The sequence below is a fragment of the Leeuwenhoekiella aestuarii genome, assembly GCF_004104055.1.
Taxonomy (GTDB): Bacteria; Bacteroidota; Bacteroidia; order Flavobacteriales; family Flavobacteriaceae; genus Leeuwenhoekiella; species Leeuwenhoekiella aestuarii.
In genome coordinates this window covers 205,427-229,041 of the sequence record NZ_QOVJ01000002.1, presented here as the reverse complement: position 1 = coordinate 229,041, position 23,615 = coordinate 205,427, and the positions used below count along the sequence as shown (strand labels likewise).

Sequence of the window (23,615 nt, the reverse complement as noted above, 5' to 3'; positions counted from 1 at the left end):
GCTTTTTTAGTTTAAGGGTAACGTGTCTAATTCTAAAAGTTGAACAGGCGTCGCCTTGGTGTTGGTCAAGCCTTCACCATCAACCTGAGTAACCTCTTGCTGAAATATGTGTACTTTTCCGGTTTGTTTAAATAACTGCTTATCAAAATTGGGTTCCCAGTCTCCAACACTTATATCAGTCAGATCTAAAAGTTTCCAATCATTTTGAGAAGCTAAATTTTTATAGGCCATCGTGATTTTACTTCCCCGCAGGTCATCTCTATAAAGCAAATAAACCGTCTTCTTATTTCCTTCATTTTGAACAAATATTTCGGGTCTGCTTATTGGTATTTTTTTTGTACCTCCGCCACCTAACTTAAAAACAGAGTCTCGAAAGTTTGAGTTTTCTTTTTTCCAAATACCATCTTCGAGATAAACAATTTGATATTGGGTTTTTCCACCTACATTCCAATAGTTTGCGATATATGGATTTCCAAAAGCATCAGTAGTCATTGAAGTTTGATTGATCAAACTGCTATTTTGAGGAATTTTCCATGCATACTCTGCTGTTTCTTGCGTGATAGGTAATTGATAGGCTTCTCCATTAGAACGCGTCCAGGTTTTTCCTTCATCTGTAGATTTTGCATAAGCTATGTCGTGATTTGTAGATACGTCATAGGTCTCACGCCATACCCAAGAAAGATGTATTGTTCCTTGCTTATCTACATAAGCTTGCCAATACGCATTGCGCTCCCCTTCTCCATCTATTAGATTTTGATAAAGTTGTGTCCATTCTTGAGTTTGAGGATTGTATTTATTAACTACTAATATTCCCTCTCCAGATTCACCAGACCGGTATAAGTACAGTAATTTTTCAGTATTAACAAGATTATAAAACTGTGGATACGTTACTCTTGCTTCCTCTATCCCAGACATTTTTTGTTTTTCGCCTAGCTCCAGACCTAAAGGTTTTAGACTACGTGCATACCGCAGCGGATTATTATGGTGATCCCAACTTACGTGTAAATAGCCTTTGCCATCAACAGCGATACTTATCGCATTATGCGCGTCTGCAGTATTTCCGGTATATTGGGTTTGATGTACCTCCCATTCTCCATCAGGAAGTATTCTCTTGGCAAGTGTCAAATAGGATTTTGCATCGTAGTAAGCTGCAAATTGAACATTATCATGCGTTGTTACGGCATTTTGACGAAATATGACCGTATTGATAGAATTATTTGCCCAACCCGGCCCTATTGTAGTTTTTTGAATCGATGTAACTGTTTTACTTGAAGTGCAGCTATGTAAAAATACTGTCAAGAGAAATAGCGCAGATAATCTTAAAATAATTGATTTCATAGTTAGATTTATAAATGTATAAAAAACATTTATAATATTTTTATATATTTAGAAACTTCAGTTAGTTCTTTTAGTTAAATAACCTTTTTAAAACGATAAGCGAGCAAAGGCCATTGAAATGAGGTGTTATATCGATAAAAAGAATTACAGTACCGTTTTACGAAATCGGAATAGTAAATTACATTGCTGTTACAATACTCTTAAAAAACTTATGCTCTAACAGGGTATGAATTGACAATTTATAGGGGGTACAACGTTCAGCTCCTTATTAAATGATAATTTTTAAATTTTATGCGTCAGATACAGATAAAACCATTTGTTTATTTTTTAAAATTTATCAGTCAGATTTTTAGATTCAAAGGATTTATACCACTAAGTCTTATATCTATATTTTTTGTTCTTGAAGTATCTGCCCAAAAAAATTCTGATAAAATCCTAAAACCCAAAAAACTTAACTTTTATAAACTTGACACCGAAGATGGCCTTTCTAACAATATGGTTCGTGTTATTGAGCAAGATGAACTGGGCTTTATCTGGATAGGAACTGCAGACGGAATTAACAGATACGACGGTAATGAATTTACAGTGTACAGAAAGGAGAATTCTGCTATTTCTGATAACTATTTACAAAACATCTTACTCGATACTATAACCGGAAATTTACTTATAGGCAATGATGGTGGATTGCACGCTTACAATCCGTATCTGAATACATTTGAGCGCTATAAACCCCAAGACATCGTCCTTTCTAATAGTGTAAATACCATAACCTACCGTAAGTCTGGAGAATTTTATATGGGTGATTATAGTGTAGGCTTGCGAGTACTGAAAAACAAGAAACAGATTGATCTATATGAACACGATCCATTAAATGGTCATTCTTTATCTTCAAATAAAATCAGCGCTATAACCATCCAAAAAGATTCTATTGTTTGGATTGGAACACAAGATGCCGGGCTCAACAAGCTTGATATTCAGAAAAAACAAGTAACCCGCATACCGCTCAACAACAAATCTGATTTTAGAGTAAACAGCCTCTTGGTAGATAGTGATCAAAACCTGTGGGTAGGTACAAATGAAGGGGTCAAAATAATCACCAAAGTGAATAAAGTTTTAACTATTACCCGGCAAAATTCAGATGCTGGACTATCGGGGAATGATGTTACATGTTTTGAAGAAGATGAATTTGGCAGGATATGGGTTGGCACATATGATGGGGGTTTAAATATTATTGAAAAATCTAATTTTCAAGCTGATGCACGCTTTAAAATAGAAAAATACCTTCCTAAAGAAGATGGAACAAGTGTTTATAATGCTACTATTTTTTCAATAAAAAAAGACCGATCTGGCAATATGTGGTTGGGAACTTATGGTGGAATCAATTATGTAAACCCTCGTGGAGAACCGGTACAGATCATTACCAATTCATTAACCGGGTCAGAACATATAATCCACAATAGAATAAATGCATTAGCAGAAGATACGGATTCACGAATCTGGCTGGGTACAGATGGTGGCGGTGTTGATTGCTATGACCCCAAAACAAATAAGTTTGATTATGATGTTTTAACCGAAGCAAACGGACTCAAAACAGACCACGTTTTTTCTATAATTATAGATAATGAGAAACTATGGGTTGGCACCTATCTGGGAGGAGTTAATGTTTACGACAAGAAAACTAAAAAGTGGAAGTATTATTTACAAGGAACTCAGAAAGATGGTAACGATGTACGCGTCCTTTACAAAACTAAAAAAGGGGAAATCTGGGCTGGAACTAATCGTGGCGGACTTTTTAGATATTCTGAAACTAAAGATCAATTTGAATATATTGAATCTTTAAACAAAATAGATGTACGGGCAATTGCAGAAGATGCATCAGGTAATTTATGGCTCGGTACATATGGTGATGGTATCATCAATTACAATATACCCAACGATAATAGTACATATTATCAGGCGCTAAACTTAAATGGCTTAAAGAGCAATGTAATCTTTAGTGTTTTGGTATTACCTGATGGTAATATTCTTGCCGGAACTAAACACGTAGGGCTTGTATTGTTTAAACCCGGAGCGACAGAAGCACTTAATCTGGATGAACAAGATGGTCTAAGTAACAATACAATAAATAGTCTTGTAGCTTTTGATGCAAATACGGTCTGTTTAGGAACATTTAAAGGGGTTAGTAAGTACAATATAAAAAGTCAAGAGGTCACTAGTCTTAATAATCTGAACAATATTCAAAAAAGCGAATACAATCCCGGGGCAGTTTTAAAATCAAGGTCAGGTCTGTTGTATTTTGGGAGCAATAAAGGTCTCAATGCATTTAATCCTAACGATCTTTCTTCTCAAACACAAGAACGCGCAATAATTATTAAAGATTTATTGGTTTTCAATGAATCTGTAACCATCAACCCTGAAGATAAGGACGCCGTATTACAGAAGTCTATGCTCTATGAAGATTCTATCTCGTTAGATTCAGATAAGACCGTTTTTTCAATAGAGTTTACAAGCCTAAATTTTCCATTTGCTGACAACACCAGCTATTCATACATACTTGAAGGTTTTAATGAACATTGGATAGATCTTAAAAATTCAAACAGAATCAATTTCAGTAATATTCCGCCAGGTGATTATACGCTTAAAATCAAAGCACAAAGCTTAGCAGACTTACCACTTTACAAAGAATTGCAAATCGCTGTACTCCCTCCTATCTGGAAGACATTACCAGCTTATTTTGTCTATTTCGGGATCTTTTTCGTTTTAATAATTAGTGGGCTTAAATATTATTCTGAGCGTATATATCTTAAAAACTCACTGCTCTTTGAAAAGAAACAACGCAGACTCGAGCACGAACTAAACGAAGAACGTATTCGGTTTTACACGGGATTTTCTCATGAGCTCAAAACACCGTTGACACTTATTCTTGCGCCTTTAGAAACACTTTTACAAGAAACGGTACACAAGCAACACCTTAAAAATCTAAAACTGATCAAGCGTAATGCAGACAATCTTTTGCAGTTTATAAACAAACTGCTTGAGTTTAGAAAAAGTGAAGAAGGCTTGAGTAAACTGCAAATTAATAAATACAATTTCTCTAAAAATTTGACTAATTGGCTAGCAGGCTACGACCCGCTTTTAAAGAAAAAAGAACTTGAATTGATGATCACAATGCCTCAAACTCCATTACGGGTTTACTGTGATCTGGAGAAGGTTCAGGTTATTGTAAATAACTTGATATCTAACGCTATAAAATACAGCCCTAAAGGCGAAAAAATTCATGTAGAACTCGGGCAAGATGAAGACTATCTCATTTTTAAGGTTAGCGATAACGGAAGTGGAATTAAAACGCAGGATCTTGATCACATATTTGAATGGTATTATCAATCTAACACTTCAGTTAAAAAAGACGGAAGCGGTATAGGTCTTGCGCTTTCTAAACGATTTGCTGAGTTGCACAAAGGTGTTTTAAAAGTTACCAGCAAAGAAGGAAAAGGAAGTGTATTTATTTTACAAATCTCCAAAGATGAAAGACTACTGGATGAATATCTTACCGACAATAATTATCCGTTAGACAATAAAAGACTTATTGAGCAGCAGATTAATGCTAATACGTTAACTCCTGAAAAAGATGAAGTTCAGAATATTCTTGCTTCACCTGAAAATAAACGTAAGCTTATTTTACTCATCGATGACAACCCAGATATTCTAGAATTTTTAGATAGCGCTCTAGCTCAGGAATACGATCTCATACACGCAGAAGATGGTGAAGAAGGTATCGATAAAGCCACAAGCTATATACCTGATTTAATTATCAGCGATATTATGATGCCAGTCAAAAACGGAATTGACCTTTGTAACTTTATCAAGAATAAGAAAGAGACCTCGCATATTCCCATAATCCTATTGTCTGCTAAAAGCAACTTTGAGATGATAGAGACCGGTTACTCTGAAGGTGCAGATGATTATATGCTGAAACCTTTTAATGTGCAGGTACTTAAAGCACGAGTTGCCAATCTTATTGAGAGCCGGGCTAAACTCCTAAGTCGCTTTGCAAACGCTGACCTATCTGATACTGACAGTGAACAAAAGAAATTATTAGATATTGAAAAACAGTTCTTAACAGAATTTCATGAGATCGTTCACCAAAATATGCAACAAGGCATTAAGACTGTGGAAGTAGTTTCAGAAAAAATAGGAATGAGCAGGTCTTCACTTTACAGAAAAATCAAAGCAATTACCGGCCAGAACATCAATGAATATATTAGAAATATCAAAATTGAACACGCAGCATATTTGATCGAAAAAGAAAAATTTACCATTTCGCAGGCGGCTTATGAAGTTGGTTTTGGTGATGCAAAATATTTCAGAAAAATCTTTAAAGAAAAGTATGGTAAACCGCCATCTGCATTCAAACCTAGTTAATAAAAAAGGTTCGTTTTAACAACGAACCTTTTTTATTAACCTTCGTTGAGCACTTGCTCAAAGAGGTTTTAGCCTTTAAAATTTGAGATTATTTTGCTGAAATTGTAACTGGGGCAATACCTGAAGTAGTAGGTGTTACTTCTAGTATGCTTCCATCTTCTCCAAAGGTGAGCTTATCTATACACACCTCTCTGTGAAATCCTGCCGGACCACCCATTTTAATCCCTCTTGGACGTGTAAAACGGTGGTAAACGATATACCAGTCATCGGTGCCCGGCACGTTAATTACTGAATTATGACCCGTTCCGTAGATCTCTGTGTCATCATCTCTTTTGATCACTAGGTTCTCTTCCGGGATAGTTAATGGCCCTAACGGTGTTTCAGCCGTTGCATAGCGTACGCGATAATTAGGACTTCTTGTATCATCTTCAGACCACATAAAATAATACGTACCGTTTCTAAAGAAAACTTCGGTTCCTTCTCTATACGTTCCATCTGGCGTAAGCTCTTTTAAAGTTTCCTCTTTATACGACATCATATCTTCATTAAGCTCAGCACCAGCCATATACCCATTCCCCCAATAAAAATAGCCCTTTCCGCTCTGCGGATCTATAAAAACATCAGGATCTATAATCTGGCCACCACCGCGCTTGATAGCATTTGGCTTCTCCCCTACAAAAGCTTGACCACTGTCAGTAAAAGGTCCTGCGGGATTGTCTGCAGTAGCTAAACCTATATTTTGTGCTGCAGAAAAGTAATAGAAGTATTTATATGCTCCATCAATTTTCTTTTCTGCTATACAAGGTGCCCATGCATTTCGGTTTGCCCATGAAACATCTTTAAGAAGGTCTACAATAACTCCTTCATCCTTCCAATGAACTAAATCTTCTGAAGAAAAAGTTTTAAAAAAAGTACCGCTCCAACCGTCAAAACCATCACTTGTGGGATACAAGTAAAACTTCTTTTCCTTTTCGGAATAAATAATCTCAGGATCTGCATAAAAACCATCTAAAACAGGATTATTTGCAACCTCCGCTTCTACTGTATACGTTTTTTGATTTCCGTCTGGTAATCTGAGAGTATAAGTATTTGCTCCAACAGAGAAATCTTTAGGACCATTTTCTACAACTGAAACACCGGGAAAAGTCACCAACTCTGGATCTAAATCAGTCAAACTACTATCTGTATAAATGGGTAAGTAAACTGATGCTTCTTCTGAGTTAACTACTATATTTTGTTTACGAATCGCAGTGCCTTTAGCCCCCACGATCAATGGCAAATTATCTGATGGAAATGCTTTTAATAAAGAAGTTGCTTCTGTTTGAGTAACAGGAATAATAGTACCGTGACGTGGATGAAAATTCATCGAAATCTTGTCTGCGCCTAATGCTTTAAAGTTTAATAGATCTGTACTCTTTGCAAATTGATATTTACCGTCTATATACATATCATAAAGTAAAATATACGTATCGCTGTCAATCATTTTAAAAACAGACGAACCTTCAACCGCTCTATCTGTTTGATCTTTGTACCCTTCTTCAGGTACATAACCAGACGTCAAACTATCAGAAACCGCAACCCGAATCCCCTTAGTAGCTGTGCCTTCAGTCTTATAAAACATATAAAACTTATCATCTTTCTTAATGATATCAGCATCTATACAAGACTTTTCATCCGGACTGTAAAACAACTGCTCAGGAACTGTCTCCAGACCGGTAAAATCTTTACTTGCATAAGTATAATATACTTTGTCGTAACCACCGGGCTGTAAAATAGAGAAGTAGATCATATACTTACCAGCTTCTGAATCGTAGATTGTTTGAGGAGCCCAAGCACGGGTTATATCTGCAAATTCAGAAAACGTATCAGCAAGATCAATTCTGCTGGTTTCCCAATTAATTAAATCAGCTGATTTTGCTAAAATGATTCCTGTATTATTCCAACCATCTTGTGTTTTTAAATCGGTAAGCACCATATAAAAGTTGCCATCTTCTCCTCTTAAAATATGAGGGTCTCGCACACCACCTGTTGTACTTATACTGTCTGTAGGCACAATAGGTTTGTCATTATTTAAAGCATAATAATCATATCCATTTTTACTTAGTGCATAATGCACAGCCTCTTCCCCAGCACCATTACCTGTGAAATACACAAATAAATAAGCGGATTTAGCATCATTATTTTCAGATTTCTCACAGGAGAAAAACAGAACTGAAAACAATAAACTGAAAATTAGTGTCAATTTAGATTTTAACATTTTAAAGTTGTTTAGAAGATTATATCGTACTTAAGGATTCTCATTTTGCTAATAAAGATTTTAGTAAACCACTTCGAGGCAAAACTGCGAAGCATTAAACTGAACAAGACAATTCTCGTAGCATTTAAATCTCGATTATCGAGTAAATAAGTTGAAAATCAGAATTACAAATAAAATAAAAATAAATGTTCTTTTTACATTTATTATAGAAAAAATTCAGATGTTTTTTAATCAAACGAAATTTTATTGAGGTGAAAGCTGATAATTGCTCAATAGAGCCCCTAAAATTGTTACGATTCTACACAACGAGGTTGAAACTTTTCCGATTAAAAATCACAAAAACTGATATCTGACATCGCCTTAAATATCTGGCATAAGCTATTTTACCAATATTTGAATGACTACCCCCCCTATAAATATCGATTTACCCCCTCTCCCAATGTTAAGAAATAGTGAATATTGAAATGCATTATAAATGTTCCTTTGACATTTATAGAAAACAAGTTTCAATTTTAAACTAATAATTATTTTATGAGACAAAAAATTTTACGCTTTAAGTCTATTTTGATTTGCAGCTTTTTGTTTGCTCTTATTGCTTTTCCTTCTAATGGATTTGCTGGTGAAAAAACAGGAATACAGCAAACAATTAGCGGAACGGTTACAACAGCCGGAGATAATATGCCCCTACCTGGAGTTACTGTAATAGAAAAAGGAACTTCTAATGGTACTACTACAGATTTTGATGGAAACTATGAAATTACTGTTGGTTCAGACGCCGTTCTTGTTTTCTCTTATGTAGGAATGAAAACGATTGAGTTGCCTGTAAATGGTCAAACTACTCTTGACGCTTCTCTTGAAGAAAATATGGGAGTTCTGGACGAAATCGTTGTTGTTGGGTATGGTAGTCAGAAAAGGTCTGATGTAACAGGGTCTGTTTCTTCTGTTCCTGAAGAAAGACTTGAGAACTTACCTGTGACAAATGTTACGCAAGCTATTCAAGGTACAACGGCTGGTCTTAATATAAGTCAAGGATCATCTGTACCAGGATCTACAGGTTCTATACAAGTAAGAGGTATAAACTCAATTACCGGTAGCACAAGCCCCTTTATTGTTTTGGATGGTATTCCTTTTACAGGTACCTTAAATGATATAAACACGAGGGATATTAAATCTATTCAGATTTTAAAAGATGCCTCTGCAGTAGCAATTTATGGTACACGAGGATCTAATGGTGTTATTTTAATTCAAACAAAGCGCGGGGTTAATGGTGACCCAGTAATCAACTATAGTACATATGGAGCTATTGAAGAATTTGCTAATGTTTTAAAACCATTAGGTCCTGATGCTTATGTTCAAAAATATGCAGACTTTTTTAGTCAAAATAATCCCGGAGCAACTCAAGATCGCATCTTAGAAAATCAAAGCGAAATTGACAATTATGATGCCGGTATTACAACAGATTGGTTTGACGTGGCTACCAGAAGTGGTATCATACAAGAACATAATCTGAGTATTCGTGGAGGAAGTGAAAAAACCAAATATTTTATCTCTGGAGGTTACCTAGATCAAAAGGGCGTAATAAAAGGCTATGATTATCAAAAACTCACATTACGATCCAATATAGATGTACAACTTACAGATTACTTAAAAGTAGGGTTAAATGCATTTTTCGCTAATAACAATTTTGATGGAGGACGTGCAAATTTATTATTAGCTACAGCAATGAGTCCATATTCTGTTCCTTATAATGAAAGTGGTGAATTGATCATTAATCCTATGCTCCCTGAGCTTTTATATGCAAATCCTCTTTTAGGCCTAAAAACCGATCGTGTTGAGCGCGAGCGTACACTTTCAGGGAATGTTTTTGCAGAAATCACACCTGCTTTTGCCGAAGGACTTTCTTATCGTGTAAATGCTTCCTATACCTTTAATCCTTATCTATATCGTAATTATACTGGACGTGCGGCTAATGATAATAGAGGAACAGCGAACGTTGGTGGTGATGAAGAAAAAGTTTGGATTGTTGAAAACATTTTAAAATACTCAAAAAGTTTTGGTAAACATAATTTTGACCTTACAGGTTTATATAGTGCACAAGCAAATGAGTTTTTTAGAGAGTCTTTAACTGGTGTTGGTTTTGTTAATGATCAATTATCATTTAATAACATTGGAGCTGCAGAAACAATTACAGGCGGCTCATACAGTAGTCGTTCTACTTTGGTTTCACAAATGGGACGACTAAACTATAACTATGATAGTAAATACTTATTTACGGTTACCGTAAGACGAGATGGCTATTCCGCTTTTGGTTCAAACACTAGTAAATATGGTGTATTCCCATCTGCTGCTTTAGGCTGGAATATTCACAAAGAAACCTTTATGGAAAATGCTGATGCTATTGACAATTTAAAACTACGTTTTTCAATTGGAGAAACAGGTAACCGTGGGGTTGGAATTAATCAAACGCAAACCCGTGCAGGAACTTTACTTTATCCATTCGGAGGACAATCGTACACAGGTACATTTATTGCAGGTTTAGGAAATCCTAATTTAAAGTGGGAAACCACAGTATCTGGTAACTTAGGTGTTGATTTTGGGTTGTGGAATAATAGAATAAATGGTTCTCTAGAAGCTTATAAATCAAGAACTGAAGATTTACTATTAAATAGAAGCATCCCTGCACTAACCGGTACAACAAGTATAATCGAAAATATTGGAGCTGTAGAAAACAGAGGTTTTGAGTTTAGTATTAATTCTACAAATATTGATACTGGTGATTTTAGATGGGAATCTAACGTTAACTTCTCTACCTATAAAAATGAAATCATTGATTTGTATGGTGATGGGAAAGATGATATCCCAAGTAGATGGTTTATAGGTAAATCGCTTGGGGCTATTTATGACTATAATATGGTAGGAGTTTGGCAAGAAGGTGAAGATACGGGCTCATTTAATGCTAATCCTGGGGATTTAAAATTTGAAGATATAAATGGTGATGGAGTTATTGAACCTGAAAATGACCGTGTTTATTTAGGAACTTCATTACCTAAATGGACCGGTGGACTTACGAATACTTTTACTTACAAAAACTTTGATTTATCATTTTTTATTCAGACCGTTCAAGGAGTGTTAAAAGGAAACCCTGATATCAATTATGGCGATGAATTAGCGCGTAGAAATACACCTGCAGCGGTAGGTTATTGGACACCAGAAAATCAAAGTAATGAATTCCCTTCACTTATTTATAGAAATACGTTGGGTTACGGTTATCCTAGAGATGCGAGTTATGTAAGACTTAAAGATGCTAGATTCAGTTATAGATTTCCAGCTGAAAAAATCGAAAAGTTTGGTCTTACAAACTTAATGCTTTACGTGGCAGGTAGAAATTTATATACCTGGACAGATTGGATAGGCTGGGATCCAGAAAGTGACCAGTCTTACAGAGGGTCTGGAAATTGGACCAATAATTACCCTGTGGTAAGAACATTTTCTATAGGACTAAATGTATCGTTATAGAATCGCTAAACGAAAAAAGATAAACTTTATGAAAAATATATCTAAACTTATAATCGTACTCCTCAGCATAAACCTGTTTGTGTTTAGTTCTTGTGGTGACGATTTTCTTGAAGAAGAAATACGTTCGGACTTTACTCCAGAAACGTTAAATGATGAACTAGGATACCAGGCACAATTGATCGGTTTATATCAAATGCTAAGTACCTTCTATACACGTAGTGGTCAACAAGGCTGGCTTTGTGTATGGCAAGCCGGTACAGATATTACTTGGCCTACAGCACCAGATGGTGTTGAGGTTCCATATTATAAATACAATCAACTTACTACAGATGATAGCGCCGCTTATCAAAGTTGGGAATTATGGTATAATATGGTTGAAAATACAAATAGTATCATAGCAAGTATTGAAGCTAACACATCAGAAGAACTTTCTGATGAGGAGAAAAATGCTATAAATGCAGAAGCTCGCTTTTTTAGAGCCTATGCCTATAACAATCTGGCAACACTTTTTGGAGGGGTGCCACTTATTACAGAACCGGTAACTGAGGCGCGCTTTGATTATACCCGTAATACACTGGAAGAAATCAATGCTCAAATTGAAACTGATCTTCAGTATGCTACAGCAAATTTAGGTGAACCCACCTCTGCTCCACAATTTGAGTCTCGCGTTAATAAGTATGTTGCTAATCAATTATTTGCTGAATTTTATTTGAGAACAGGGCAACCTGATCTTGCAGAAGATCAGGCAGATATTATTATTAACAGCCAGGCTTTTCAACTCGTTACCGAACGTTATGGAGTAAAAGCTTCTGAACCCGGTGATCCCTTTTCTGATATGTTCTTTAAAGGAAACCAGCGTCGTTCTCAAGGTAATACCGAAGCTCTTTGGGTTTTAGAAAACGAAAATCCAGCAGATGTACGTGGGGGGTCTAGTGGTTCACCTCAGCAACGTAGAATATGGGGTGCAGGCTACCACAATGTCAATGGAATGATCCCGGCAGACTCATTAGGAGGTCGTGGTATTGCGCGTATAAGACTCAATAACTGGGTAATATATGATCTTTATGATGAAGGAGATATGCGTAATTCTAAATATAACATTCACAAACGCTTTAGATATAATAACCCAGACCCTAATTTTTCTGATATCTACGGGGAGCTAGTACCCTATACAGGGATAGACACATTAGCAAGAATTCAACCATACACGTTAAAATGGGGACATTTTGACCCTGCTGACGTATTTGGTTTTGGTATGTGGAAAGACTTTATGCTAATGAGACTTGGTGAAACCTATCTACTTAAAGCAGAGGCACAAGTAATGCAAAATAATCCAGGAGGAGCAGCTACAACTATAAATATTCTTAGAACTCGAGCCGAAGCTCCACAAGTAAGTGCTGGTGATATGGATCTTGAATTTATACTTGATGAGCGCGTACGTGAATTATTAGCAGAAGAAAATAGAAGAATGACGTTAATGCGTACTAAAATGCTTGTAGAACGTGCAACGCGCTTAAATGTACAAGATGAAAGTATCCCATTACCACAAACAATGCGTATTGAAGGTTTACAAGAATTTCACGAATTGTTCCCTATCCCATTAAGAGAAATTCAGTTGAATAAAGAAGCAGAATTAACTCAAAACCCGGGTTATACGACTGGTTAATTGTAAATAACTTTCTATTTGAGCTAAAAAGCGCTGTATAAAAACAGCGCTTTTTTTATATCTAAAACTTACCAACGTTGTAGTTGACTGATATTAAAAGTTTTAAATAATCTTAACTTAATTTAGACAGATTACCGCTTAAATTCAAAAATGAATATAGAAAACCTGCATTATGCTTAACTACTTAGACTCTCACACGTCAAAATTCTTACTCATTACGCTCCTTGCGGGGGTAGTAATTTTTGGTCTCATCTTTTATTTTTTTAGAAAATTAGGTAAGAGTCCAAAGAATATCCTACCGGTAAATTTTGCCGGAAGAATACGAATTCCATTGGCACTGTTTATGTTGGCTTTAGTGACCCGTATTCTTAAAACAAATGATAAGATACTTGAGTTTATAAATGAAGAAGTACTTTCTCATACCAGTACCTTACTTTTCATATTAAGTATAACCTGGATTTTAATTGTTATTCTCAAAGCTTTTAAGAGCAATATTTTAACCAAATACGACATGAGCGCCTCAGATAATGTACACGCTCGTAAGATTTACACGCAATTCACAGTATTAGAACGTGTTTTGATGTTTCTAATCATACTTTTTGCAGTAAGTATAGCGCTGATGAGTTTTGATAGTATTCGGTCTATTGGTGTTAGCATGCTTACCTCAGCAGGTATTGCAGGGATTATAATTGGTTTTGCTGCGCAGAAAGCCTTAGGTACTTTAATGGCGGGGATACAGATTGCATTTACACAACCCATCCGTTTAGATGATGTGGTGGTGGTAGAAGGAGAATGGGGGCGTATTGAAGAAATATACCTAACCTACGTTGTTGTAAAAATTTGGGATAAACGCCGCCTCGTTTTACCAACTACTTATTTTATAGAACAACCCTTTCAAAACTGGACGCGTAACTCCTCAGATATTTTGGGAACTGTTTTTATCTATACAGATTATAATGTTCCCTTTGACGCCTTGCGTGAAGAACTTACCCGTATCCTAAAAAATACAGACTTATGGGATGGTGAGGTCAACGTGCTTCAGGTGACAGATACTAATAATGAAATGGTTGAAACCCGTGCTTTAATGAGTGCGATAGACTCTCCTACTGCTTGGGATCTACGGGTACACGTAAGAGAGAAACTCGTGATCTTTATTCAAGAAAATTATCCGCATAGCTTACCGCGTACTCGTATTGAAATGCAAAAGCGTGAGGATAGTAAAAAAGTCGAAAAATCTATAAAAGAACCAGATAAGTCAGATTTGCTAAGAGATAAGTAAACTACCTTGAGGTAAAGCCTAGGAGGCATTCAACGCATTGCATTGTGCCAATAAACTCAAATCTTAACGCTTATTTTTTCTTTTAGGCCGCTTAAATGTGTGAACTTTGCGCTCCCTTAAATCTACAATAAAGCGATGAGCAAAACCAAATCTGCAATTAGTGCCACTTATTTTAGTATTGTAGGTAATACTATACTTGCTATTGCTAAAGGCTTAGCTGGTATTTTTGGAAACTCGTATGCGCTTATTGCTGATGCTATAGAATCTACAGCAGATATTTTTGCTTCTTTATTAGTGCTTTTCGGCCTCAAATATGCAGAGCGACCTGCCGATGATAATCATCCTTACGGGCATGGTAAAATAGAGCCGCTCATCACGTTTATGGTGGTAGCTTTTTTAGTTACTTCAGCAACTTTTATAGCATATGAAAGTGTGCAGAATATTCTTCTAATTACACCTCAGGAAACTCCAAAACCCTGGACGCTTGCAGTGCTTGCCACAATAATTATCTGGAAAGAAATATCTTTCAGAATTGTTTTAAAACGCAGTAAAGAGACAAACAGTTCTTCTCTTAAAGCTGATGCCTGGCATCACCGCAGCGATGCTATTACGTCGATAATGGCTTTCTTAGGAATCTCTATTGCTATAATTTTTGGAAAAGGATTTGAAACGGCTGATGACTGGGCTGCGCTTTTTGCTTCCGGAATAATTCTATATAACGCGTACCTTATTTTTAGACCTGCTTTAGGCGAAATAATGGATGAAAACCGCTATGATGATGTTATTGAAGCAGTGCGTGAAAAGGCTTTAGAAGTTCCCGGAGTTATCGATACCGAAAAGGCATTCATCAGAAAAGCCGGAATGAGTTATCATCTGGATTTACACGCAATAGTTGATGGAAGCATTACAGTTGCTGAAGGTCACGAGATAGCACACCGCTTACAGGATCATCTTAAAGAAGAAATTCCCAACCTCAACTTTATTTTAATTCATGTTGAGCCTGGGAATTGTCCTTAATACTAGATTATTTCTTACAATCCTGCTGCTGCGTCCTGATCTAAAAACCAGTGCAATTCACCTTGTTTAGGAGAGACTAAACTTGCAGGATATTGTTTATACCCTTCTTGCTCTTTTATGATACTGGTCACTTTTTCAGTTTTACCGGCGCCGGTTACTAAAAATGCAATCGTCTTTGCATTATTTACAATCTTACCGGTAAATGTTACACGTTGTTGACCGCTGTCAGGATGTTTTGCTACACGGCAATTCTCGGGCATTTCCCATAATTCTATGTTGTAAGGAAAAATAGAAACAGTATGGCCATCATCTCCCATACCCAGCATTACCAAGTCAAAACAGGGAATTCCATTCGCTTTAGGCAATTGCTCATCAAGAACGTTAGAATACCGCTTTGCTTCTTCTTCAGGATCATCTTCACCTAGAATTCTGAAGATATTTTCTTCTGGAATATCAATTTTAGAAATGAGGTGCTCTACCGTCATTTTATAATTACTCTCTGAATCTGAAGGTGGTACGCAACGCTCATCGCCCCAATACAAGAAAACTTTTGACCAATCAATTTCAGCTCCATATTCTGCAGCTAAATGATCAAAAACTATTTTAGGAGTGCTTCCGCCAGATAATGCGATATGTACATCATCACCGGTTGAACACTTTTCTTTAAAAAATTCAGAAAACGCTTCAGCTACTAACTGCTTTGTTTCTTTTATATGTAAATCCATCAATGGAAGTTTTATAATTAAAAAATTAATTTAAATAATACAGAAACCGGTTTCGTCTGTCAATAGCTCTCCCGGATTTCTCCAGCCGTTACTATCTTCTATAAGATCATCAGAATTTTTAGGTCCCCAGGTTCCGGCAGGATAACCGTAAGTAGGAACATCTTTATCATTAGCCCAATAATCTAAAATAGGATCAACAAATGCCCAGGCCGCTTCAACTTCATCTGCTCGCGCATATAGAGTAGTATCTCCCTGCATAGCATCAAGTAATAAACGCTCGTAAGCATCCATAATATTTTTATCTGCAAGGCTGCTGTAGTAAAAGTCCATATTTGCACGTTCTACTTTAAAGCCTTGTCCGGGTACTTTAACACCAAATTTGATGAGGATACCTTCATCTGGCTGAATACGTATAACCAGTTTATTATCTTTATTATTAACGTCTTGCTCTTTAAAAACCTGATGATGTGGTGTTTTAAAGTGAATAACCACTTCGGTTACTTTAGTAGGCATACGCTTAGCAGTACGTACATAGAATGGTACATCTTTCCAACGCCAGTTATCTACAAAAAACTTAACAGCCGCATAGGTTTCGGTTTTAGATTCAGGGTCTACACCTTCTTCTTCACGATAGCCTTTTACGCGTTTTCCGTCTATACTAGAAGCTACATATTGCCCCTTCATCGTATTATTGAAAAGGTCATCTTTACTAGTCATCATTCTTATTGACTTCAACGCTTTTACCTTTTCGTTGTGTATCTCATCAGCCTCTGCACTTATAGGTGGCTCCATAACGATAAGCGAAACAATCTGTAACAAGTGACTCTGAAACATATCGCGTAAAGCTCCAGACTTATCATAATAACCGCCACGCTTCTCTACTCCTACCGTTTCGGCATTAGTGATTTGCACGTGGTGAATGTAATTACGATTCCAAAGTGGCTCAAAAATAGAATTAGAGAAACGGGTAACCATTAAGTTCTGTACAGTTTCTTTTCCTAAATAATGATCTATACGGTAGATCTGCTTTTCCTTAAAATACTTCTGTAAGCCTATGTTCAACTCTTTTGCTGTCTCCAGACTATAACCAAATGGTTTTTCAACAACGATACGTCTAAAAGCTTTGTCAGTACCAGAACCTTTAGTTAGCCCTTGATCTGAAAGATTTTTTGCAATAGGCTCATACAAACTAGGTGGCGTAGAAAGATAAAAGGTATAATTCTCGTCTAGTTTATGTTCTTTGTTAAGCGCTTCAATACGCTTATTCAAGTTGCTATATTCAGAATCATAATCACTTCCTAAATCTGAATAAAACATCATATCTGCAAACTTCTTGATGAAGTCTTTATCTTTCTTTTTTACTTGCTCTTTTAAAAACGGACTCTCATAAACTACGCGTTTTCTAAATTCTTCATCAGTGAGGTCACTTCTACTCGCTCCCAAAACCGCAAAATTTTCAGGGAAATGTCCGCCTTCATATAAATTGTATAGAGCAGGGATAAGTTTACGAGCCGTTAAATCTCCAGACGCTCCAAAAATTACCAATAGCTGGTTAGATGTATTATTCATAAAAAATAATGATTTTCAGTTTTATGGTGTGTTAGTTGGTTATTTGCAATTATAACATGAGTTTATAGAATAAAGCAGTAAAAAGTCAATGTTATCATTTAATTTTGGCTTTAACCAATACAAAAATAAGGCATCTTTACGGCACACGGGAGGCTTTATAAAAACATTATGGTGTCAAATTAAAAAGAACAATAACTCATTATTATGGAGCATAAAAATTATGATTTTGGCCTGGTAGGTCTCGGTGTTATGGGACGCAACTTTATATTAAACGTCGCAGACAACGATTTTAAAGCTTTTGGCTATGACCTAGATCAGGAAAAAGTTGATGCTTTAAAGAAAGAAGGTGGAAATTTAGAAAAAGTTGATGCTTCTACCGAAATAGAAACTTTTGTAGATGCCCTTGCTGCTCCGCGAAAAATTATGCTGCTTGTGCCTGCAGGTAAAATTGTAGATCAAGTAATAGAAACTTTATTACCACATCTTGATAAAGGTGATATTATAATAGATGGGGGTAACTCATTCTTCACAGACACAGACCGTCGCGAATCTTATTTAAAAGAAAAAGGTATCAATTTCTTTGGTGCAGGTGTTAGTGGCGGTGCAGAAGGTGCTCGTAAAGGACCTAGTATTATGCCCGGCGGTAATGCAGAAGCTTACACGCATATTAAACCTATTTTTGAAGCTGTTTCGGCTAAATTTAACGGTGAACCTTGTGTAGCGCACTTAGGCCCTAAATCTGCCGGAAATTACGTGAAGATGGTTCATAATGGTATTGAATACGGTTTGATGCAATTAACATCAGAGATCTATGACTTATTGAGAAAGTCTGTAGGCTTAGATAATGATGAACTGCATCAGGTTTATAATCTTTGGAACAAAGGCCGTTTGCAATCATTTTTAGTTGAAATTACTGCGGAAATCTTTAAACAGGAAGATGACTTGGGTGATGGTAGATTAGTTGACAAAATATTAGACAAAGCCAAACAAAAAGGTACTGGTAAATGGACTTCTCAAAATGCAATGGATTTAGGTATACCAGTCCCAACAATAGACGTTGCGGTTAGTATGCGTGAGATTTCTGCATTAAAAGACGAGCGTATCGTTGCTGATAAATTGTACAGTCGCCCAGAACCACAACCTATTGATAAAGATAAAATTATTGCGCTTGCAGAAGAGTCTTTATATTTTGCGTTTATCGTAGCTTATGCACAAGGTTTACACCAGCTTGCTGATGCTTCTAAAGAGTATGAATATGATTTAGATATGTCTGTAATTGCAAAAATATGGAGAGCAGGTTGTATCATACGTGCAGGTTTATTAGAAGATATTTCTGACGCCTACACCGCAGATAAAGAACTACCTAACTTGTTGTTAGCGCCTTCATTTGTTGATAAAGTTCAGGATACGTTAGCTTCTGTTCGCGAAACTGTAGCTTATGCAGCTCAAAGCGGTATTCCGGTTCCCGGACTTTCTAGTGCATTAAATTATTTTGAAGCATATACTTCAAGTCATTTACCGCTCAACTTGATTCAGGCACAGCGTGACAACTTTGGTTCTCATACCTACGAGCGCATAGATCGTGAAGGTGTTTTTCATACCGAATGGGGTAAGTAAATTACCTAAGGGTAAGCTTACGAGGAATTCGTTAGAAACAAATTTCCTATTTCGAGATAAGCTTCTGAATAGTAAACCCTCTGGGGCAATGCCAATAAAATTATCCTCTTAAATATAAAGTATAAGGGCTCCTGTTATGGGGCTCTTTTGCTTTTATAGATTTCCTAATTGAATAGATTGCAGTAATTTTCTAGAAATTTAAAAATCCCTCAAATGCGACTGATTTTCACGCTTATTCTTTCAGCTTTACTTTTTAATTCCTGCGGAAACCCACCGCCGCAATTTAGTGCAGCGATTCACAATGTGAATATCATAGATCTAGAAACCGGTGAAATTCTTAAAGATCAATCGGTATTCATCGCAGGAGATACCATTCATTCCATTATAAAAAGCAAAGACCTTTTAACCAGTTCTGCAGCACAGCAAATCGATGGAAGCGGCAAATATCTAATGACGGGGCTTTGGGATAACCACGTTCATTTTAGAGGTGGAAAAGAGCTCACAGAAGAAAATAAAAAATTACTCAACCTCTTTATTGCAAACGGAATTACAACAGTACGCGATGCCGGCGGTGATTTGACAACCGCTGTAAAAGAATGGCAAAAACAAATCACAGATGGTAACCTGGTGGGGCCTACAATTTACACATCAGGGCCTAAGATAGATGGTCCCGGAGCGACTTGGGCTGGTTCACTTGAGGTTTCTAATAATGAAGAAATCAATACTGCTTTAGACTCTTTAGCGCAATTGAATGTAGATTTTGTAAAGATCTATGACAGCAAAATTAATGGCGAGAATTATTTAAAAGTTATCGCTGAAGCAGAAAAACGTGGAATGATTACCAGCGGTCATATGCCGTATAGCGTTACGGTTGAAGAAACTACAAACGCAGGCATTGATGCTATTGAGCATTTATATTATGTTTTAAAAGGATGTTCTATAGAAGAAATCGCAATCACCGAAGCTGTTAAAAATAACGAAACAGGTTTCTGGAATTCCTTAGACCGCGTGATGAAAACGTATTCAGATTCGGTGGCTCAAGAAACTTTTTCTAAACTTAAAGAAAATGATGTTTTTGTAGTGCCTACTTTACACATAGGTCACACCTTAAGCCATCTTGATGAAACCGACCACACCACTGACGAATACTTAAAGTATATAGGACCCAGAATTCAAAAAACTTATGCCGGCCGTATTAATAGTGCTAAAAATGCTTCCCCAGAATTTATAATTATGCGCAAAAATCTAGATTCGGCATTTGTAAAACTGGCTGGAGAACTTGCTGTAAATAATGTGAAACTTTTAGCTGGTTCAGACAGTGGTGCATTCAACTCCTATACCTATCCCGGAATTTCACTTCACAAAGAATTAAAAGCTTTAGTAGATGCTGGTTTAACTCCACTACAAGCTTTACAGACTTCTGCTTCTAATGGGTCAAAATTTTTGCAAAAGCAACTTCCGGAAATCAAAAGTGGCGCAGCTGCAGACTTAGTTTTGCTCAATTCCAATCCGCTTGAAAATATTCAAAACACTCAGGATATTTTTATAGTAGTTAAAAGTGGAAAAACATTGAGTTCTGAAGATTTAGAAAATCTTCTAAAAACAAGCACCTATTAAAATCTATTCTTGATTTTTTAGAAGTTTTTATTATCAAATCTCGACCAGCTATTTTAACGTATTAAACTAAGGTTTGATTAATTTTAAGTTTTCAGAATTAAACTTTTCACTAAATGAATCTAAAAATTACATTTTTTAAAAGCCTGTTAGCTTTTGGTTTTTTCACCACGCTTACAGCTCAAAGAGTTAGCGTTCCGGTTGACACGACAATTATTTCTAATCATAGCGTTGCAATAAAAGGCAAAACAATCCCGTATCAGGCAGAATTAGGTTTTCAGCCGGTTTGGGACGACATGGGTTATCCCGTAGCAACTTTAAATTACACCTATTATTCCAGAACCGATATTAAAGATAACCAAACCAGACCATTGCTTATAAGCTTTAATGGCGGTCCCGGTTCTGCTTCCGTATGGATGCATATTGCGTATACCGGTCCCCGAATTTTAAAAATTACAGATGAAGGATTTCCTGTTCAGCCTTATGGCATCAAAGACAATCCTAATTCTGTTTTAGATGTAGCAGATATTGTTTTTGTAAATCCGGTGAATACGGGTTATAGTAGAATGGTCCCTGATTCAGAAGGTAATCTTCCTAAAAGAGATCAATTTTTTGGTGTGAATTCTGATATCGCTTATTTGGCTGATTGGGTAAACACTTTTGTAACACGTCACAACCGCTGGCGTTCTCCTAAGTTTATAATAGGTGAGAGTTATGGCACGACGCGGGTTTCAGGCTTAGCTAAAGCCTTACAGCAACGCAACTGGATGTACTTAAATGGGGTAGTTCTGGTATCTCCTACCGAAATTGGATTTGAATTTGAAGGTCCTGTAGAGATCGCTAACCGTTTACCTTACTTTGCAGCTGCTGCCTGGTATCACAACGCCCTACCTCCTGCTCTTCAGAATAAAGATTTAACTGAGATGCTTCCGGAAGTTGAGGAATATGCTGTTAACGAGTTACTCCCTGTTTTAGCAAAAGGAGGTTATGCTTCTGCAACTGAAAAACAAGCTGCAGTTAAAAAAATTGCATACTACTCTGGTCTTTCAGAAAAGACAGTGAATCAAAACAATCTTGCTGTACCATTTAATTATTTCTGGAAAGATCTTCTACGTGACAAAGAAGGGTTTACTATTGGTCGTTTAGATTCACGCTATAAAGGATTAGACATCGCAGATGCAGGTTCTTCTCCAGATTATAACAGCGAATTAACCTCCTGGCTTCATAGTTTTACGCCGGCCATCAATTACTATATGCGCGAAGAGTTAGGCTTTAAAACTGACCTAACTTATGATTTGTTTGGTGATGTTCACCCTTGGGATCGCTCTAATAACCATACTGGTTCTGATTTAAGAGATGCTATGGGAATGAACGCTAATCTGCATCTGATGGTTCAGTCTGGGTATTATGATGGAGCTTGTACCTATTTTAATGCTAAGTATATTATGAGTCAGATCAACATCAACGGGAAGTTTACAGACCGTATGGATTTTAAAGGATATCGCAGTGGTCATATGATGTATCTGCGTGCTGAAGATCTTAAAACGGCAAATCAGGATTTACGTGATTTTATAGAAAAGGCAAGTATAAGTATCGATCAAGGAGCTAAATATTGAAAAAATAGAAATCTCAAAAATTCAATGTAATTTAAGAATGAATTAATAGAACCCATAAACACAGCTAGTATTTATGGGTTATTTTTGCAAATATGGATTTGACACAAGTAAAATTAGTCGTTACAGACATGGACGGGACACTCCTTAATGATCAGGGAAAAGTAAGTCCACGATTTTTTGAATTATTTAAAGACCTTCAAAAACACAATATTCAATTTGTTGCCGCCAGCGGAAGACAATATTTCAGCATCATAGACAAATTAGACCTAATCAAAGATGAGATTACGGTAGTTGCCGAAAACGGTGGAATTACTGTTCAGAAAACAGAAGTTTTAGATACCTGTACGGTAGATGCAGAAGTCGTACACGATTTAATACGTCAAATGCGTGAAATTGAAGATGCGCACATTGTACTGTGCGGAAAAGAGCAAGCCTATGTAGAATCTGACCACGAGCCTTTTATTGAGATTTTTCAGGAATATTATACCAAGTTTAAACGCGTACCAGATCTAACTGAAATAAGCAACGACCATTTCTTTAAAATAGCGGTTTATAGCTTTGGAGGTTCAGAAGAGACCACTTATCCTATCGCTCAAAAATTAGAAGATCAGGTTAAAGTAAAAGTCAGTGGTGAGAACTGGTTAGACATCAGCCATCTGAACACTGATAAAGGTCGCGCTCTTAAAATTTTACAAGACAGTCTGAATATTACAAAAGCTGAAACGATGGTTTTTGGTGATTACAATAATGACTTAGAGATGATAGGCCTAGCAGATTATAGTTTTGCTATGCAAAATGCGCATCCTAATGTCACAAAAGCTGCTAATTATCAAACTAAGAGTAATAATGAAAATGGCGTAGAACACATTCTTGAGCAACTTATAGAAGCTAAAGATACTTTACTCGGTAATCGAGTTTTATAAATCTATGAGGCTCGGCTCGAGTTCAGGAGATGTTTCCAGATTATGCTCTATGGGCT

General features: G+C 36.4%; 13 protein-coding genes. 9 read left to right on the top strand and 4 right to left on the bottom strand.

Annotated elements, in window-relative coordinates:
- Window positions 1-6: 6 nt before the first annotated feature.
- Window positions 7-1,338, bottom strand: coding sequence for a BNR repeat-containing protein (locus DSM03_RS06970; RefSeq protein WP_128761144.1), 1,332 nt, complete (start codon window positions 1,336-1,338; stop codon window positions 7-9).
- Window positions 1,339-1,629: 291 nt separating this feature from the next.
- Here DSM03_RS06970 and DSM03_RS06965 point away from each other — a divergent pair, with 291 nt between their 5' ends.
- Window positions 1,630-5,760: a hybrid sensor histidine kinase/response regulator transcription factor gene (locus tag DSM03_RS06965; protein WP_236638820.1), complete on the top strand. Its 4,131-nt coding sequence runs from the start codon at window positions 1,630-1,632 to the stop codon at window positions 5,758-5,760.
- A gap of 88 nt (window positions 5,761-5,848) precedes the next feature.
- Here DSM03_RS06965 and DSM03_RS06960 read toward each other — a convergent pair whose 3' ends face one another.
- A complete protein-coding gene (locus DSM03_RS06960; RefSeq protein WP_128761145.1) occupies window positions 5,849-8,017 on the bottom strand; it encodes a glycoside hydrolase family 43 protein in 2,169 nt (722 codons plus the stop codon).
- A 531-nt stretch (window positions 8,018-8,548) separates the two neighbouring features.
- Here DSM03_RS06960 and DSM03_RS06955 point away from each other — a divergent pair.
- From DSM03_RS06955 to DSM03_RS06940, 4 genes are all read left to right on the top strand, one after another.
- Window positions 8,549-11,533: a SusC/RagA family TonB-linked outer membrane protein gene (locus DSM03_RS06955; RefSeq protein ID WP_128761146.1), complete on the top strand. Its 2,985-nt coding sequence runs from the start codon at window positions 8,549-8,551 to the stop codon at window positions 11,531-11,533.
- Between the two features lie 28 nt (window positions 11,534-11,561).
- Window positions 11,562-13,199 (top strand): RagB/SusD family nutrient uptake outer membrane protein, encoded by a 1,638-nt coding sequence (locus DSM03_RS06950; protein WP_128761147.1) that lies wholly within the window; start codon window positions 11,562-11,564, stop codon window positions 13,197-13,199.
- Between the two features lie 172 nt (window positions 13,200-13,371).
- Window positions 13,372-14,478: a mechanosensitive ion channel family protein gene (locus DSM03_RS06945; RefSeq protein ID WP_128761148.1), complete on the top strand. Its 1,107-nt coding sequence runs from the start codon at window positions 13,372-13,374 to the stop codon at window positions 14,476-14,478.
- 135 nt (window positions 14,479-14,613) lie between these two features.
- Window positions 14,614-15,495: a cation diffusion facilitator family transporter gene (locus DSM03_RS06940; RefSeq protein WP_128761149.1), complete on the top strand. Its 882-nt coding sequence runs from the start codon at window positions 14,614-14,616 to the stop codon at window positions 15,493-15,495.
- 14 nt (window positions 15,496-15,509) lie between these two features.
- Here the strand turns inward: DSM03_RS06940 and pgl are convergent, their stop codons facing one another.
- Both pgl and zwf read right to left on the bottom strand, forming a co-directional pair.
- Window positions 15,510-16,220 carry a 6-phosphogluconolactonase gene (pgl, locus tag DSM03_RS06935; protein ID WP_128761150.1) on the bottom strand — a complete coding sequence of 237 codons (711 nt, stop codon included), beginning with the start codon at window positions 16,218-16,220 and terminating at the stop codon, window positions 15,510-15,512.
- Window positions 16,221-16,250: 30 nt separating this feature from the next.
- Entirely contained in the window at window positions 16,251-17,789 is a 1,539-nt protein-coding gene (gene zwf / locus DSM03_RS06930; RefSeq protein WP_128761151.1) for a glucose-6-phosphate dehydrogenase, read from the bottom strand.
- A 204-nt stretch (window positions 17,790-17,993) separates the two neighbouring features.
- Between zwf and gndA the strand changes: the two genes are divergently transcribed.
- The 4 genes from gndA to DSM03_RS06910 all read left to right on the top strand — a co-directional run bounded on the left by gndA (window position 17,994) and on the right by DSM03_RS06910 (window position 23,559).
- Window positions 17,994-19,406 (top strand): NADP-dependent phosphogluconate dehydrogenase, encoded by a 1,413-nt coding sequence (gene gndA, locus DSM03_RS06925; protein ID WP_128761152.1) that lies wholly within the window; start codon window positions 17,994-17,996, stop codon window positions 19,404-19,406.
- A 213-nt stretch (window positions 19,407-19,619) separates the two neighbouring features.
- Window positions 19,620-21,023 (top strand): amidohydrolase family protein, encoded by a 1,404-nt coding sequence (locus tag DSM03_RS06920; RefSeq protein ID WP_128761153.1) that lies wholly within the window; start codon window positions 19,620-19,622, stop codon window positions 21,021-21,023.
- 113 nt (window positions 21,024-21,136) lie between these two features.
- On the top strand, window positions 21,137-22,636 hold the full coding sequence (locus DSM03_RS06915) for a S10 family peptidase (protein WP_128761154.1): 1,500 nt from the start codon (window positions 21,137-21,139) through the stop codon (window positions 22,634-22,636).
- A 92-nt stretch (window positions 22,637-22,728) separates the two neighbouring features.
- Window positions 22,729-23,559, top strand: coding sequence for an HAD family hydrolase (locus DSM03_RS06910; protein WP_201740416.1), 831 nt, complete (start codon window positions 22,729-22,731; stop codon window positions 23,557-23,559).
- Window positions 23,560-23,615 lie beyond the last annotated feature (56 nt).

Coding starts and splice junctions, on each gene's coding strand:
- DSM03_RS06970 (WP_128761144.1), bottom strand. CDS start 1,338: ATGAAATCAATTATTTTAAGATTATCTGCGCTATTTCTCTTGACAGTA.
- DSM03_RS06965 (WP_236638820.1), top strand. CDS start 1,630: ATGCGTCAGATACAGATAAAACCATTTGTTTATTTTTTAAAATTTATC.
- DSM03_RS06960 (WP_128761145.1), bottom strand. CDS start 8,017: ATGTTAAAATCTAAATTGACACTAATTTTCAGTTTATTGTTTTCAGTT.
- DSM03_RS06955 (WP_128761146.1), top strand. CDS start 8,549: ATGAGACAAAAAATTTTACGCTTTAAGTCTATTTTGATTTGCAGCTTT.
- DSM03_RS06950 (WP_128761147.1), top strand. CDS start 11,562: ATGAAAAATATATCTAAACTTATAATCGTACTCCTCAGCATAAACCTG.
- DSM03_RS06945 (WP_128761148.1), top strand. CDS start 13,372: ATGCTTAACTACTTAGACTCTCACACGTCAAAATTCTTACTCATTACG.
- DSM03_RS06940 (WP_128761149.1), top strand. CDS start 14,614: ATGAGCAAAACCAAATCTGCAATTAGTGCCACTTATTTTAGTATTGTA.
- pgl (WP_128761150.1), bottom strand. CDS start 16,220: ATGGATTTACATATAAAAGAAACAAAGCAGTTAGTAGCTGAAGCGTTT.
- zwf (WP_128761151.1), bottom strand. CDS start 17,789: ATGAATAATACATCTAACCAGCTATTGGTAATTTTTGGAGCGTCTGGA.
- gndA (WP_128761152.1), top strand. CDS start 17,994: ATGGAGCATAAAAATTATGATTTTGGCCTGGTAGGTCTCGGTGTTATG.
- DSM03_RS06920 (WP_128761153.1), top strand. CDS start 19,620: ATGCGACTGATTTTCACGCTTATTCTTTCAGCTTTACTTTTTAATTCC.
- DSM03_RS06915 (WP_128761154.1), top strand. CDS start 21,137: ATGAATCTAAAAATTACATTTTTTAAAAGCCTGTTAGCTTTTGGTTTT.
- DSM03_RS06910 (WP_201740416.1), top strand. CDS start 22,729: ATGGATTTGACACAAGTAAAATTAGTCGTTACAGACATGGACGGGACA.